Below are 13,216 nucleotides of genomic sequence, written 5' to 3'. Positions count from 1 at the left end.
TCCTCGACGTGCCCACCGATCCGGAAGGCCCACCCCCTGTTCTGCCGCACCCGGGGGACGGCGTCAACGTCCGGTCGGGAGATGGACGCGGATCTCTCGTACGACGCACACATTCGAGCGGATGCGTTCACTGGGTGAACGCGCAGTATCGTCGTCCCATGCAGGCCTCACACCAGGTGGTCGCGCGCATCGGGCGGGTGCTGCGTGCGGTCTCCCAGCACGAGCCCGACGGTGTCACGACCACCGCTGCGGGGGTCGCCGCCGATCTCGCCCGGCCGACCGCCCACCGGTTGCTGGTCGCGCTGCAGCAGGAGGGTCTGGTCGACCGGACGCCGGCCGGCCTGTGGCAGCTCGGGCCCGAGACGTTCCTGCTCGGCAGCGCCGCGGCCGCACGCTACGACGTCAGCCACCTGGCCGGCGCCAGCCTGCGCAGGCTGAGCGAGGCCACCGGCGAGAGCGCGTTCTTCTCGGCCCGGCGCGGCGACGAGACGATCTGCCTGGTCCGCGAGGACGGCAGCTTCCCGATCCGCTCCCACGTGCTGCACGAGGGCATCCGGTTCCCGCTCGGCGTCGCCTCGGCCGGCCAGGTGATCCTGTCCTACCTGCCGGAGCGGGAGATCACCGAGTACCTCGACGACCACGACCTCACCGAGCGGTACGGCGCCACCCACGCCCGCAAGGCGGTGGAGCAACGCATCGCCGAGACGCAGCGCCAGGGCTACGCGTTCAACCCCGGGCTGATCGTGCGCGGCAGCTGGGGCATAGGTGCCGCGGTCTTCGACTCCGACGAGTCACCCCAGTGGGCGCTGAGCCTGACCGGGATCGACCACCGGTTCGCCGACGACCGGCGTCCCGAGCTCGGCCGGCTCCTGCTCCAGGAGGCCCATGACCTGTCGCGTCGCATCCGCCGGTTCCGTTCCCAGTAGTCCGACCGCCCGGTTAGGCTCTCGTCCCGTGAGCACCACCGACTGGCCGAAGGTCCAGCTGCACGTCGTCACCGGCAAGGGCGGAACCGGCAAGTCGACGGTCGCCGCTGCACTGGCACTTGCCCTGGCCAGCCGTGGCAAGAGCGTGCTGCTCTGCGAGGTCGAGGGTCGCCAGGGCATCGCCCAGATGTTCGACGTCTCGCCCCTGCCCTACGAGGAGCGCCGCATCGCGTCGGGGCTCCCCGGTTCCGAGGGCAGCGCCGGCGAGGTCTACGCCCTGCACATCGACGCCGAGTCCGCCCTACTCGAATACCTCGCGATGTACTACAAGCTCGGTCGTGCCGGGCGGGCGCTCGACCGCTTCGGCGTCATCGACTTCGCCACCACGGTCGCCCCCGGCGTACGCGACGTACTGCTCACCGGCAAGGTCTTCGAGGCCGCCAAGGACGGCCGCAAGAAGGGCACCTCCAGCAAGGCCGGCCAGCAGTACGACGCGATCGTGCTCGACGCTCCTCCGACCGGCCGGATCGCCCAGTTCCTCAACGTCAACGGCGAGCTGGCCGGGCTGGCCAAGGCCGGGCCGATCAAGAAGCAGGCCGACACCGTGATGACGCTCTTCCGCTCTCCCCGCACCGCCATCCACCTGGTCACCGTGCTCGAGGAGATGCCGGTCCAGGAGACCGCCGACGGCGTGGGCGAGCTGCATCAGGCCAAGCTCCCCGTCGGCGGGGTGATCGTGAACCTGGTCCGGCCACGCGACCTGAGCGCGGAGCAGCTCGACGCGGCCCGCAACGGCACCCTCGACCGTGACGGCATCGAGGCGGACCTCCGCTCGGCCGGCGTCGAGGTCGACAAGGTGCTCGTCGACGGGCTGCTCACCGAGGCCCACGACCACGCCGAGCGGCGCGCCCTCGAGGAGAGCCAACGGGCCCTGGTCCATGAGATCGGCGTCCCCATCTACGAGCTGCCCCGACTCCCGTCCGGAGTCGACATGGGCGGCCTCTACCAACTGGCCGCGACGCTGCGAGAGCAAGGGATGGCATGAGCCGGCAACGCACGCGGGTCGGCCCGCTGGCCTCGACGGGCGAGGTCGCCCCGACCCTCGACATCGACGCACTGCTCGACAACCCGGCCACCGAGATCATCGTGTGCTGCGGGTCCGGCGGGGTCGGCAAGACCACCACGTCGGCATCCCTCGCACTGCGGGCGGCCGAGCGTGGCCGCAAGGTCGTCGTACTCACCATCGACCCGGCCCGACGGCTGGCGCAGTCGATGGGCATCGAGGCCCTCGACAACACGCCCCGGCCGGTGGCCGGCGTCGCCGATGGCACCGGGTCGCTCGACGCGATGATGCTCGACATGAAGCGCACCTTCGACGAGGTGGTCGAGAGCCAGGCCAGCCCCGAGAAGGCGAAGCAGATCCTGGAGAACCCCTTCTACATCGCGTTGTCCAGCTCGTTCGCGGGCACCCAGGAATACATGGCGATGGAGAAGCTCGGGCAGCTCTACCGCGACGCGAAGCAGTCGGGGGCCTACGACCTGATCGTCGTCGACACGCCCCCGTCGCGTTCGGCGCTGGACTTCCTCGACGCTCCCGAGCGGCTGAGCAGCTTCCTCGACGGCAAGTTCATTCGGCTGCTGCTGGCGCCGGCGCGGGGCCCGGCACGCATCATGACCGCCGGCTTCGGGTTGATCACGAACGCGTTGACCAAGATCCTCGGGGCGACCGTGCTCCAGGACCTCCAGATGTTCGTCGCCGCGTTCGACACCCTCTTCGGCGGCTTCCGCCAGCGGGCCCAGAAGACCTATGAGCTGTTGCAGGCCGAAGGTACGGCGTTCCTTGTCATCGCGGCTCCGGAGCCCGACGCGCTGCGCGAGGCGGCGTACTTCGTCGACCGGCTCAGCGGGGAGAACATGCCGCTCGCCGGGTTGGTGGTCAACCGGGCCGGCATCAGGCCGGAGAGCGAGCTCAGCGCCGACGAGGCGATGGCCGCCGTCGAGCGGCTCGCCAGACGTGACGGCGGGGCCGAAGTCACGGCAGGCCTGTTGCGGCTGCACGCCGACCGGGTGCGGATCGTCGAGCGTGAGACCGGGTTGCGGGCCAGGTTCGCCGCGGCCAACCCCAGGGTCGCCACGGCGGTCGTCCCGGCACTGGCCACCGACGTGCACGACCTCGACGGGCTCCGTCGAATCGGCTCGCTGCTGGCCGGCCCGGCGGCCTGACGTCCGAAGTAGTCAGTCAGGACCGGGTCGACCCCAGTGGTCAGTCGCTCAGACGAGTGCGCCCGAGTGGCCGGCCTTGGCGGCTTCCAGCACGCTGCGCCAGGACGCGGCGGGGCTACGACGAAGCAGTGCCCGGCGCTCGCGCTCGGTCATGCCTCCCCACACACCCCACTCGATCTGGTTGTCCAGCGCTTCGGCCAGGCACTCGGTGCGCACGGGACAACCCGCGCAGACCTGCTTGGCCTTGTTCTGCTCCGCACCACGGACGAAGAGTTCGTCCGGCTGCGCCTGTCGACACGCCGCTGCCGGCGCCCAGTCTTCAACCCACATGATGTCCCCACATCCAAACCGAGATGGATGAGCTCCAATCTGAAACTCACCACGGGCCAATCCCCACAAGTAAAGGTAGGCAATGATCGGTGGTTGAAACAGACACGAGTTGGCCACTTCGTCTAGTCAGAAAGGACTAGTCGCCAACCCGCACCAATGCGGGTGATATGGCCCTGTCACGTATCCTGAGGTGCATGTCCGCCCCCGATGACGGCCGCTCCCGCCCGGTTTCCGTGCTCTCCCACCTCGGCTCGATGCTCGCTGTCTCGGTGATCCTGGGAGTCGTCGCCGCCGGGCTGGCCATCCCGTTCGCCGCGGTCGCCGGGCTCACCGCGGGCAACGTCTCGGACTCCCTGCAGGAGCTGCCCGACGAGCTCGAGACCGAGGCGCTGGCCCAGTCGTCCCGCATCCTCGCCAGCGACGGCACCACGATCGCCACCCTGTACGACGAGAACCGGGTGAACGTGCCGCTGCGCCAGATGGCCAAGGTCATGCGCCAGGCGATCGTCTCGATCGAGGACTACCGCTTCTACCAGCACGGCGCCCTCGACGTGAAGGGCACGCTGCGCGCGTTCATCACCAACCAGGCCTCGGGCTCGACCCGCCAGGGTGGCTCCTCGATCACCCAGCAGATGGTCAAGCTGACCCTGATCAGCCAGGCCAAGGACGACGACGAGCGCAAGGCCGCCCAGGCCGAGACGATCGCCCGCAAGCTGCGCGAGCTGCGCTACGCGATCGCCTTCGAGGAGAACTACTCCAAGGACTGGATCCTCGAGCGCTACCTCAACATCGCCTACTTCGGTGACGGCGTGTACGGCGTACAGGCGGCGGCCAAGCACTACTTCAGCAAGGACGCCCGCAAGCTGAACCTCCGCGAGGCGGCCACCCTGGCCGGGCTGGTGAAGAACCCGGTCGGCTACGACCCGATCACGTTCCCCGACAAGGCGCTCTCGCGTCGCAACGTCGTGCTCGACCGCATGGCCCAGCTGAAGGTGATCAGCGAGGAGCGGGCCGAGAAGATCAAGTCCCAGGGCCTGCGTCTCAAGATCACGTCCAGCCGCAACGGCTGCCTGCTGGCGCGGGCACCGATCTACTGCGACTACGTGGTCAACTACCTCACGCGTGACCCCGCGTTGGGCAAGACCCCCGAGGACCGCCTCACCCTGCTGAAGTCCGGCGGCCTGACCATCCGCACGTCCCTCGACCTCCGGTTCCAGGACGCCGCCGACGCGTCGGTGCGCAACCACGTGCGCCAGAACGAGTCGGCCATCGGGTCCCTGGCCCTGATCCAGCCCCGGACCGGCAACGTCAAGGCGATCTCCCAGTCCAGGCCCCTGGGGCTCAAGGAGAAGATGGGCGAGACGTCCATCAACTATGCGGTGCCCAAGGAAGAGGGCGGCGCCCGGGGCTTCCAGGCCGGCTCGACGTTCAAGGCGTTCGTGCTCGCCGATGCGATCCGGCAGAAGATCTCCCTCAACACCACGATCGACTCGCCCAAGGAACGCACGTTCCAGGAGGCCGACTACAAGAACTGTGACGGCCAGCCCTACGGCTACGGCAGCTTCTCCATCCCGAACTCCACGACCTCCGGTCCGAAGAACCTCTACACCGGCACGCGCGAGTCCGTGAACACCTTCTACATGGCCCTTGAACAGCTCACCGGCATCTGCACGCCGTACCGCCTGGCCAAGCAGATGGGCGTCAACCTGACCAACCCGGTCGACAGCAGCTCCGGTTCGGCCGAGCGAGTGCCGACCTTCACCCTCGGCGTTGCCGACGCCACCCCGCTCGAGATGGCCGAGGCCTACGCGACGTTCGCCGCCCGCGGCCTGCACTGTGACGCGCGACCGGTCACCAAGATCGAGGACGCCAACGGCACCCTGCTCAAGGACTACCCGCGCAAGTGCACGCAGGTGCTGCCCAGCGCGGTCGCCGACGCCGTCAACGACGTCCTGCGCGGCGTGCAGGAAGGCGACGGCTTCGGTGCCATCAACGGTCTCGCCCTCGGCCAGCAGTCGGCCGGCAAGACCGGTACGACGAACAGTGCCAACTCGGTGTGGTTCGTCGGCTACACGCCCAACCTGGCCGGTGCGTCGATGATCGCCGGCGTCAAGGAGGACGGCGGCCCCGACTCCCTGATCGGCAAGACCATCGGCGGCAGCACCCTCTACTCTGCGTCCGGCTCCGGCACGGCAGGCCCGATGTGGGGCGACGCCATGCACGTCATCGAGCAGTGGCTCGACGACGAGACGTTCACCCCGCCGTCCTCGACCGAGATCTCCGGCGTGCTCGTCGACATCCCGCCGACCGGTGGCATGAACGTCGACGACGCCAAAGCGACTCTCGAGGACCTCGGTTTCAAGGTGATCGTGGCCAGCGGCCAGGTCGACTCCAGCTACAACCAGGGCACCGTCGCCTACACCGACCCCGGGTCGGGTGGCCAGCAGTCCTCCGGCGACGTGGTGACGATCTACGTCTCCGACGGCTCGCCGTACGTCCCGCCGAAGCAGGACCCGCCCAAGAAGAAAAAGAAGAAGCCCGGGCGCGGCCGCGGTCGCTGACTCACCGGGCTCACTGACGCGAGCGACAGGGCGCCCGCGTGGAACTCAGGCGCCGAGCTGGCGGCGTACCTCGGCCGCCACCAGGCCGCCGTCCGCCTTGCCCTTCACCTGCGGCGAGACGATGCCCATGACCTTGCCCATCGCGCGCATGCCCTCGCCGGCGGCGCCGGTCTTCTCGACGGCGGCGGTGACGAGGTCGGCGATCTCGGACTCGCTCAGCTGGGCCGGCAGGTAGTCGCCGATCACCACGAGCTCGGCCCGCTCCTTGTCGGCCATCTCGGCCCGGCCGCCGTCGTCGAAGGCGGTCGCGGCCTCGCGCCGCTTCTTGGCCTCGGTGGACAGCACGCCGATGATGTCGTCGTCGGACAGCTCCACCTGGGTCTTGCCGGCCACCTCGGCGTTCGTGATCGCGGTGAGCAGCATCCGGAGAGTGGAGGAGCGCACCTCGTCCCGGGCCTTGATGGCCGTGGTCAGGTCACTGCGCATGCGGTCCTTGAGAGCACTCATGAGGACCATTGTGGCAGCCTTGAGGGATGTCGTTCACCCGCATTCTCGGCCTCGGCGTGCTCGCCGGCGTCGCCACGCTCGGGTATGCCGCCACGGAGGCCCGTGCCTACACGCTCCGGCGGGTGGAGCTGCCGATCCTTCCGGCCGGGCAACGGTCGCTGCGGGTGCTGCACCTCTCCGACATCCACATGACCCCTGACCAGTCACGCAAGCAGGACTGGGTACGCCGGCTGGCCGCGCTCCAGCCCGATCTGGTGATCAACACCGGTGACAACCTGGCCCACCGTGACGCCGTACCCGTGGTGCTCTCCACGCTCGAACCGCTCCTCGAGGCGCCGGGCGTCTACGTCTTCGGGTCCAACGACTACTTCGAGCCGGCTCCGCGCAACCCGTTCAGGTACCTCATGCCCGACGACGGCACTCGCGCCGTCGACTCGCCCCAGTTGCCGTGGAAGGACCTGCAGCGGGGCTTCGAGGAGGCCGGCTGGACGGGCCTGACGAACACGACCGGCTCGCTCACCATCGGCGACACCGCGCTCGCCTTCGCCGGTGTCGACGACCCCCACCTCTCGTACGACGACCTCCCGGCCGTGTCCGGACCGGCACCAGCGGGGGCCGACGTACGCCTGGCGGTCGCGCACGCGCCGTACCTGCGGGTGCTCGACCAGTTCGCCGCCGACGGGTACGACGCGATCATCGCGGGCCACACGCACGGCGGGCAGGTGTGCCTGCCGTTCAAGGGGGCACTGACCACCAACTGCGATCTCGACAACGCCCGCGCCAAGGGCCTGCACCGGCACCCGGCGGAGTCGGCGCCCGATGATCCGGGCTCGGCCTGGCTGCACGTCTCGGCCGGTGTGGGCACCAACCCCTACACGCGGATCCGCTTCGCCTGTCGCCCCGAGGCCACCCTCCTCACCCTGACCTGTCGCGAGAACTGATCGACCTGTCGCCAGTTCCGGTCGACCTGTCGCCAGTTCGGGTCGACCTGTCGCCAGTTCCGTAGGGCCGTCCCGAAGAACGGGCACAACGCGCTCGGCGCACGCCGCGCACGCCCGACGGCCCGCTCCATTCCGGCGGATTGCCCGTTCTTCGGTACATCGGTCTCGTCCCCGGGCACCGATTTCAGGGGGCCGGTTGCCCTCGGGTATGCTCGCGTCCGTTCGCGGGCACGTTCCGCGATCGGGCTGTGGCGCAGCTTGGTAGCGCGCTTCGTTCGGGACGAAGAGGCCGCAGGTTCAAATCCTGTCAGCCCGACCCTGTAGATGGCCGGACCTCCATGGTCCGGCCATCACGCATTTCCGACCCTCTCCGTCGTGTAACGCGCTGTCCATGACGCTGTGCACCCTGCCGGCTGGGTGCACAGCGTCAACAGAGGCGCACAAGACGAACCTGCTCCGGTGCACACCTGTGCGCCCAACACCCGGATGCCAGGTAGGACACGTTGCACCTCTGGCAGACTGCGCTCCATGGCTGACAAGGATCTTGGGGACGGCCCCTCACTGGAGATGCCCTCACTCGGCAATCTCTTCCGGCGCAAGAAGGGCAAGCAGGAGCCTGCGCCGGACGACTCGCTCACGCCGACCCAGGAGGAGCTGGACGCCGTCGTACGCGGCCGGAAGCCTTCGGAGGCGAGCGAGCCCCCCGCGGACAGCGCGACGCCCGCGGACGAGTCCCCGGAGCCCGTCACGGAGACGCCCGAGGTGGCCGAGGAACCGGTCGCGGAAGCCGTCGCTGAGCCGGAGTCACCCGCGCCGGCCGTTGTCGACGCCACCGCGCCCGAGACCACCGTCACCGAGCCCTCCACTGAACCGGACTCGGAGCCCACCGTCGTCCTGGGCAGTACGCCGGACGCCGACGACACGTCCCACACCGCGGTGCTCGAGGACCTCGACACGGTCGACCCGCAGCCGGCCCCACCCGTGCAGGAGTCGCCCGCAACAGCTGCACCGGCGCCAGCAGCCGAGCCCGCCGCTCCCGCCCAGGCGTCGGTGGCGGACGACGACATCGACGACCGGCCGCTCTTCACCGACGAGGTGACCGAGCCGGCCGCCGCCATGCCGTCGCCCGAACCCGCTGGCGACGTCACGGACGAGGACCTCACGGACGACGAAGACGACGAGGACGAATCAGCTGTTGCGGCCAGGCGTCGCGCGCCCCGCGAGCGGCGTACGTTCACCCTGCCGGCACTTCCGGGACGGGTCGCCGCCGCGATCACCGGCCTGGTGATCGGTGCCCTCGCCGTCGCGATGACCTACCTGGCCGTCCAGGGCTGCGAGGCGGTCAAGGGCACCAGCAGCTGTGGCACGCCCGGCTTCTTCCTGCTGATCGCGATCATGATCCTGCTCGTGGTGATCGGCAGCGCCCTGCTCGGCGCATGGAAGGTCGCCGACCCCGGCAGCACCAGCTTCCTGGCCGTCGGCCTCGTCGCCGTGATCGCGCTGCTGTTCCTGATCCGGGTGATCTTCTCGCCGTGGATGGTCGTGGTCATCCCGGCCGTCGCGGTGGTCACCTTCGTGGTCTCGCAGTGGCTGACCTCGCTGTTCATCGAGGACCACGGCACACCGGAGTAGCCGCGCGACTTGTGCGGTGCTGTGGTCGCTCCCCACGCGTCACAACGCGTGTGGAGCGACCGTAACCCCGCGTTACACGGGGCAGGGCGCGGGGCAGCTGGCCGCGGAGCGATCAGAGGGTGGCGGCGACCAGTTCGGCGATCTGCACGGCGTTCAGGGCGGCACCCTTGCGCAGGTTGTCGTTGCTGATGAACAACGCCAGGCCACGCTCGTCGTCGACGCCGGGGTCGTTGCGCAGGCGCCCGACGTACGACGGGTCCTGGCCGGCGGCCTCGAGCGGGTTCGGGATCTCGGACAGCTCGACGCCGGGGGCGTCGGCGAGGAGCTCCTCGGCGCGCTTGACCGGCAGCGGCCGCTCGAACTCGGCGTTGATCGCCAGCGAGTGGCCGGAGAAGACCGGCACCCGCACGCAGATGCCCGAGACCCGCAGGTCGGGCAGGCCGAGGATCTTGCGGGACTCGTTGCGGAGCTTCTGCTCCTCGTCGGTCTCGTTCAGCCCGTCGTCGACGATCGAGCCGGCCAGCGCGACCACGTTGTAGGCGATGGTGCGGGCGTACTTCACCGGCTCGGGGAACTCCACCGACGAACCGTCGGTGGCCAGGCTGCGGGCGTCGCCGGCGGCCTCGACCTGCCCGGCCAGCTCCTCGACGCCGGCGAGACCGGAGCCGGAGACGGCCTGGTAGGTCGAGACGATGAGCCGCTGGAGCCCGGCCTCCTCGTGCAACGGCTTGAGCACGGGCATTGCGGCCATCGTGGTGCAGTTCGGGTTGGCGATGATGCCCTTGCGGGCCTCGCCGATCGCCTCCGGGTTCACCTCGGAGACCACGAGCGGTACGTCGGGGTCCATCCGCCAGGCCGACGAGTTGTCGACCACGATCACGCCGGCCTCGGCGTACTTCGGGGCCAGCGCCTTCGACGTCGAGCCGCCGGCGGAGAAGATCGCGATGTCGAGGTCGGAGATGTCGGCGGTCGAGGCGTCCTCGACGGTGATCTCGCCGTCGCCCCACGGCAGCGTGGTGCCGGCCGAGCGGGCCGAGGCGAGGAACCGGATCGACTCGAGCGGGAAGTCGCGCTCGGCGAGGATGCGACGCATGGCGTCACCGACCTGGCCGGTGGCGCCGACGATGCCGAGACGCACGGGGCGGGAGGCGTGGGGTGAAGTCATCGGCCGGTTCCTCCGTAGACGACGGCCTCGACCTCTTCGGAGTCGAGGTCGAAGGCGGTGTGCGTGGCTTGTACGGCGGTGTCGACCTGGGCCTCGTCGACGATCACGGAGATGCGGATCTCGGAGGTGGAGATCATCTCGATGTTGACGCCCGCGGTCGCCAGCGACGCGAAGAACTTCGCGGTGATGCCCGGGTGCGAGCGCATGCCGGCGCCGATCAGCGAGACCTTGCCGATCTGGTCGTCGTACAGCAGCTCCTCGTAGCCGACCTCGCCCTGGATGCGGGCCAGCGCGCTCATCGCGGCCTGGCCGTCCTCGCGGGGCAGGGTGAAGGAGATGTCGGTGCGGACCGTCGCGGCGGCCGAGACGTTCTGGACGACCATGTCGAGGTTGACCTCGGCCTCGGCCAGGGTCTCGAAGATGCGAGCCGCCTCGCCCACCTTGTCGGGGACACCGACGATGGTGATCTTGGCTTCGCTTCGATCGTGGGCGACGCCGGAAATGATCGCCTGTTCCATGGGGGTCTCGCCTTCGATGTCGGGAATGATCCAGGTGCCTTCCTTCTCGGAGAAGGAGGACCGGACGTGGATCGGCATGTTGTAGCGGCGGGCGTACTCCACGCACCGCAGGTGGAGGATCTTGGCGCCGGAGGCGGCCATCTCGAGCATCTCCTCGGTGGAGACGCGGTCGAGCTTGCGAGCCGCCGGGACGATGCGCGGGTCGGCGGTGAAGACGCCGTCGACGTCGCTGTAGATCTCGCACACGTCGGCACCCAGCGCCGCGGCCAGCGCGACGGCGGTGGTGTCGGAGGCGCCGCGTCCGAGCGTGGTGATGTCCTTGGTGTCCTGCGAGACGCCCTGGAAGCCGGCCACGATCGCGATCGCGCCGCTCTTGATGGCGTTCTCGATGCGTCCGGGCGTGATGTCGATGATCTTGGCCTTGCCGTGCGCGGAGTCGGTGATGACCCCGGCCTGCGAGCCGGTGAACGACTGCGCCTTGTGGCCCAGCTGCGCGATCGCCATCGCCACCAACGCCATCGAGATGCGCTCACCAGCGGTCAGCAGCATGTCGAGCTCGCGCGGGGGCGGCAACGGGGTGACCTGTTCGGCCAGGTCTCGCAGCTCATCGGTGCTGTCGCCCATGGCGGAGACCACGACGACAACATCGTTGCCGGCCTTGCGGGTGGCGACGATGCGCTGGGCGACCCGCTTGATGCCGGCCGCGTCAGCCACGGAGGAGCCGCCGTACTTCTGCACGACAATGCCCACGAAATCTTCCTCACGGTGTGATGACACAACTGGGCCGGCGACGCTGCTCGGCCACGCTGCCTGAATTCTACCGGGGCTCGGGCTCGGCACCTTCCAGCATCTCATCAGCGGCGGCGACCTGCTCCTGCTCGATCTCGAAGTCGATGTCGAGCCGGTCGTGCGTCACGATCGACTGCAGCGCGCGGAGTACGCCGGAGGCCTCGCTGCCCCACGTCGAGACGTAGGAGAACTGCCACCACCAGAGGGCTTCGTCGACCCGGCCGGCCTTGTAGTGCCGCAGGCCGTGGGCCAGCGACGAGGCGACGCTGGTCAGGTCGTCGGAGAGCATCGAGGTGACGATCTCAGGCTCGCCGTAGGTGTCGAAGACCTCGGCGTACATGTCGACGCCGTCGAGCATGCGGGCCAGGCGCAGCCGCATGCCGTCGAGGTCGGGGTCGGGCCCGGCGTCGGGCTGGAACTCCTCGGCCGGCGTGAAGTCGGACTGCACGCCGAGTCGCGCGCCGGCCAGAAGCACCTGGGACACCTCGAGCAGCAGGAGCGAGATCGCCCGGCTGCCGTCGGCGTCACGGGTGATGGCCTGCAGTGCGACCAGGAAGCTCTCGACCTGGTCGGAAATCTGTTGGGCGAACTCCTCCAGCTGGGGGTCCACGGTCTGGTCAGTCATCGGCTGATCTCCTCCCGGCGAAGGCCCGCCCGAGTGTCACCTCGTCGGCGTACTCGAGATCTCCGCCCACAGGCAGTCCACTCGCCAAACGCGTCACGCGCAACCCCATCGGCTTGAGATTGCGGGTGAGGAACGTCGCAGTGGCCTCGCCCTCGAGGTTCGGATCGGTCGCGAGAATGACCTCGGTGACCGTGCCGTCGGCCAGTCGCACCATGAGCTCACGGATGCGCAGCTGCTCAGGCCCGATGCCGTCGATCGGCGAGATCGCCCCGCCGAGCACGTGGTAGCGGCCCCGGAACTCGCGGGTCCGCTCGATCGCGACGACGTCTTTGTACTCCTCGACCACGCACAGCACCGACGGGTCACGTCGCGGGTCGCGGCAGATGCGGCACTGGTCGTCCTCGGAGACGTTGAAGCAGACCGAGCAGAACTTCACCTTCGCCTTGACCTGGATCAGCACGTCGGCGAGGCGGCGTACGTCGACCGGGTCGGCCTGCAGCAGGTGGAACGCGATGCGCTGGGCGCTCTTCGGGCCCACTCCGGGGAGCTGACCGAGCTCGTCGATCAGGTCCTGGACGATTCCTTCGTACAACTCAGAACCCCAAGCCGGGCAGGGAGTCCCCGCCACCACCGGCGCCGCCCATGCCGCCGCCGGCCAGCGGGCCGAGGGTCTCGGCGGCCAGCGCGTCGGCCTTCGCCTTCGCGTCGCGCCAGGCGGCCACGATGAGGTCGCCCAGGTCGGTGAGGTCGTCGGCGTCGTCGCCCGCGAAGTTGCCGGCGGTGATGGCGACACCGAGCAGGTCACCGGTGCCGCTGAGCTTCACGGTGACCGCTCCCCCGGCGACCGTGCCCTCGACCTCGGTCTCGCCCAGGCGGGCCTGCGCGCTCATCAGCTGCTCCTGCATCTGCTGGGCCTGCTGGAGCAGCGCGTTCATGTCGAAGCCACCTTGGCCGAACTGCTCGGATCCGAACGGGTTCTCGGTCATCGTCGTGCCTCTC

General features: G+C 69.3%; 13 protein-coding genes and 1 tRNA gene. 7 read left to right on the top strand and 7 right to left on the bottom strand.

Going from position 1 to position 13,216, the window contains the following annotated elements; all coding sequences use genetic code 11:
* Positions 1-158 precede the first annotated feature (158 nt).
* From ASD30_RS08065 to ASD30_RS08055, 3 genes are read left to right on the top strand one after another with little or no spacing between them, the layout of a single operon-like run.
* On the top strand, positions 159-926 hold the full coding sequence (locus ASD30_RS08065) for an IclR family transcriptional regulator (RefSeq protein WP_056679768.1): 768 nt from the start codon (positions 159-161) through the stop codon (positions 924-926).
* A 28-nt stretch (positions 927-954) separates the two neighbouring features.
* Positions 955-1,971: an ArsA-related P-loop ATPase gene (locus tag ASD30_RS08060; protein ID WP_056679765.1), complete on the top strand. Its 1,017-nt coding sequence runs from the start codon at positions 955-957 to the stop codon at positions 1,969-1,971.
* Positions 1,968-3,149 carry an ArsA family ATPase gene (locus tag ASD30_RS08055; protein ID WP_056679762.1) on the top strand — a complete coding sequence of 394 codons (1,182 nt, stop codon included), beginning with the start codon at positions 1,968-1,970 and terminating at the stop codon, positions 3,147-3,149. The genes ASD30_RS08060 and ASD30_RS08055 overlap by 4 nt, the downstream gene beginning before the upstream one ends.
* 48 nt (positions 3,150-3,197) lie before the next feature.
* Here ASD30_RS08055 and ASD30_RS08050 read toward each other — a convergent pair whose 3' ends face one another.
* Positions 3,198-3,479, bottom strand: a complete 282-nt coding sequence (locus tag ASD30_RS08050) for a WhiB family transcriptional regulator (protein WP_200949888.1) — start codon at positions 3,477-3,479, stop codon at positions 3,198-3,200.
* 194 nt (positions 3,480-3,673) lie between these two features.
* On the opposite strand from ASD30_RS08050, the gene ASD30_RS08045 reads away from it, so the two are divergent.
* Positions 3,674-6,040 (top strand): penicillin-binding protein, encoded by a 2,367-nt coding sequence (locus ASD30_RS08045; protein ID WP_156388554.1) that lies wholly within the window; start codon positions 3,674-3,676, stop codon positions 6,038-6,040.
* Between the two features lie 45 nt (positions 6,041-6,085).
* Here the strand turns inward: ASD30_RS08045 and ASD30_RS08040 are convergent, their stop codons facing one another.
* Positions 6,086-6,547 (bottom strand): GatB/YqeY domain-containing protein, encoded by a 462-nt coding sequence (locus tag ASD30_RS08040; protein WP_056679929.1) that lies wholly within the window; start codon positions 6,545-6,547, stop codon positions 6,086-6,088.
* Positions 6,548-6,573: 26 nt separating this feature from the next.
* On the opposite strand from ASD30_RS08040, the gene ASD30_RS08035 reads away from it, so the two are divergent.
* The 3 genes from ASD30_RS08035 (at position 6,574) to ASD30_RS08025 (ending at position 9,120) form a co-directional block, all read left to right on the top strand.
* Complete coding sequence (locus ASD30_RS08035; RefSeq protein ID WP_056679759.1) at positions 6,574-7,488, top strand: metallophosphoesterase; 915 nt, start codon at positions 6,574-6,576, stop codon at positions 7,486-7,488.
* A 242-nt stretch (positions 7,489-7,730) separates the two neighbouring features.
* Positions 7,731-7,804: transfer RNA gene (locus tag ASD30_RS08030), tRNA-Pro, on the top strand.
* Positions 7,805-8,016: 212 nt separating this feature from the next.
* Positions 8,017-9,120: a hypothetical protein gene (locus tag ASD30_RS08025; protein WP_056679756.1), complete on the top strand. Its 1,104-nt coding sequence runs from the start codon at positions 8,017-8,019 to the stop codon at positions 9,118-9,120.
* Between the two features lie 112 nt (positions 9,121-9,232).
* Here the strand turns inward: ASD30_RS08025 and ASD30_RS08020 are convergent, their stop codons facing one another.
* The 5 genes from ASD30_RS08020 to ASD30_RS08000 form a co-directional block, all read right to left on the bottom strand.
* Entirely contained in the window at positions 9,233-10,285 is a 1,053-nt protein-coding gene (locus tag ASD30_RS08020; RefSeq protein WP_082563678.1) for an aspartate-semialdehyde dehydrogenase, read from the bottom strand.
* Positions 10,282-11,553, bottom strand: a complete 1,272-nt coding sequence (locus ASD30_RS08015) for an aspartate kinase (protein WP_056679751.1) — start codon at positions 11,551-11,553, stop codon at positions 10,282-10,284. The genes ASD30_RS08020 and ASD30_RS08015 overlap by 4 nt, the downstream gene beginning before the upstream one ends.
* 67 nt (positions 11,554-11,620) lie before the next feature.
* The gene (locus ASD30_RS08010; protein ID WP_056679748.1) at positions 11,621-12,217 is read right to left on the bottom strand and encodes a DUF5063 domain-containing protein; all 597 of its coding nucleotides are present in this window, start codon (positions 12,215-12,217) and stop codon (positions 11,621-11,623) included.
* On the bottom strand, positions 12,210-12,809 hold the full coding sequence (gene recR / locus ASD30_RS08005) for a recombination mediator RecR (RefSeq protein WP_056679745.1): 600 nt from the start codon (positions 12,807-12,809) through the stop codon (positions 12,210-12,212). The genes ASD30_RS08010 and recR overlap by 8 nt, the downstream gene beginning before the upstream one ends.
* 1 nt (position 12,810) lies before the next feature.
* The gene (locus tag ASD30_RS08000) at positions 12,811-13,203 is read right to left on the bottom strand and encodes a YbaB/EbfC family nucleoid-associated protein (protein ID WP_056679742.1); all 393 of its coding nucleotides are present in this window, start codon (positions 13,201-13,203) and stop codon (positions 12,811-12,813) included.
* Positions 13,204-13,216: the final 13 nt, after the last annotated feature.

Origin of the sequence: Nocardioides sp. Root140, from assembly GCF_001426745.1 — a bacterium.
In the GTDB taxonomy this organism is placed as follows: domain Bacteria; phylum Actinomycetota; class Actinomycetes; order Propionibacteriales; family Nocardioidaceae; genus Nocardioides.
This window is presented reverse-complemented; position numbering and strand designations above follow the sequence as displayed.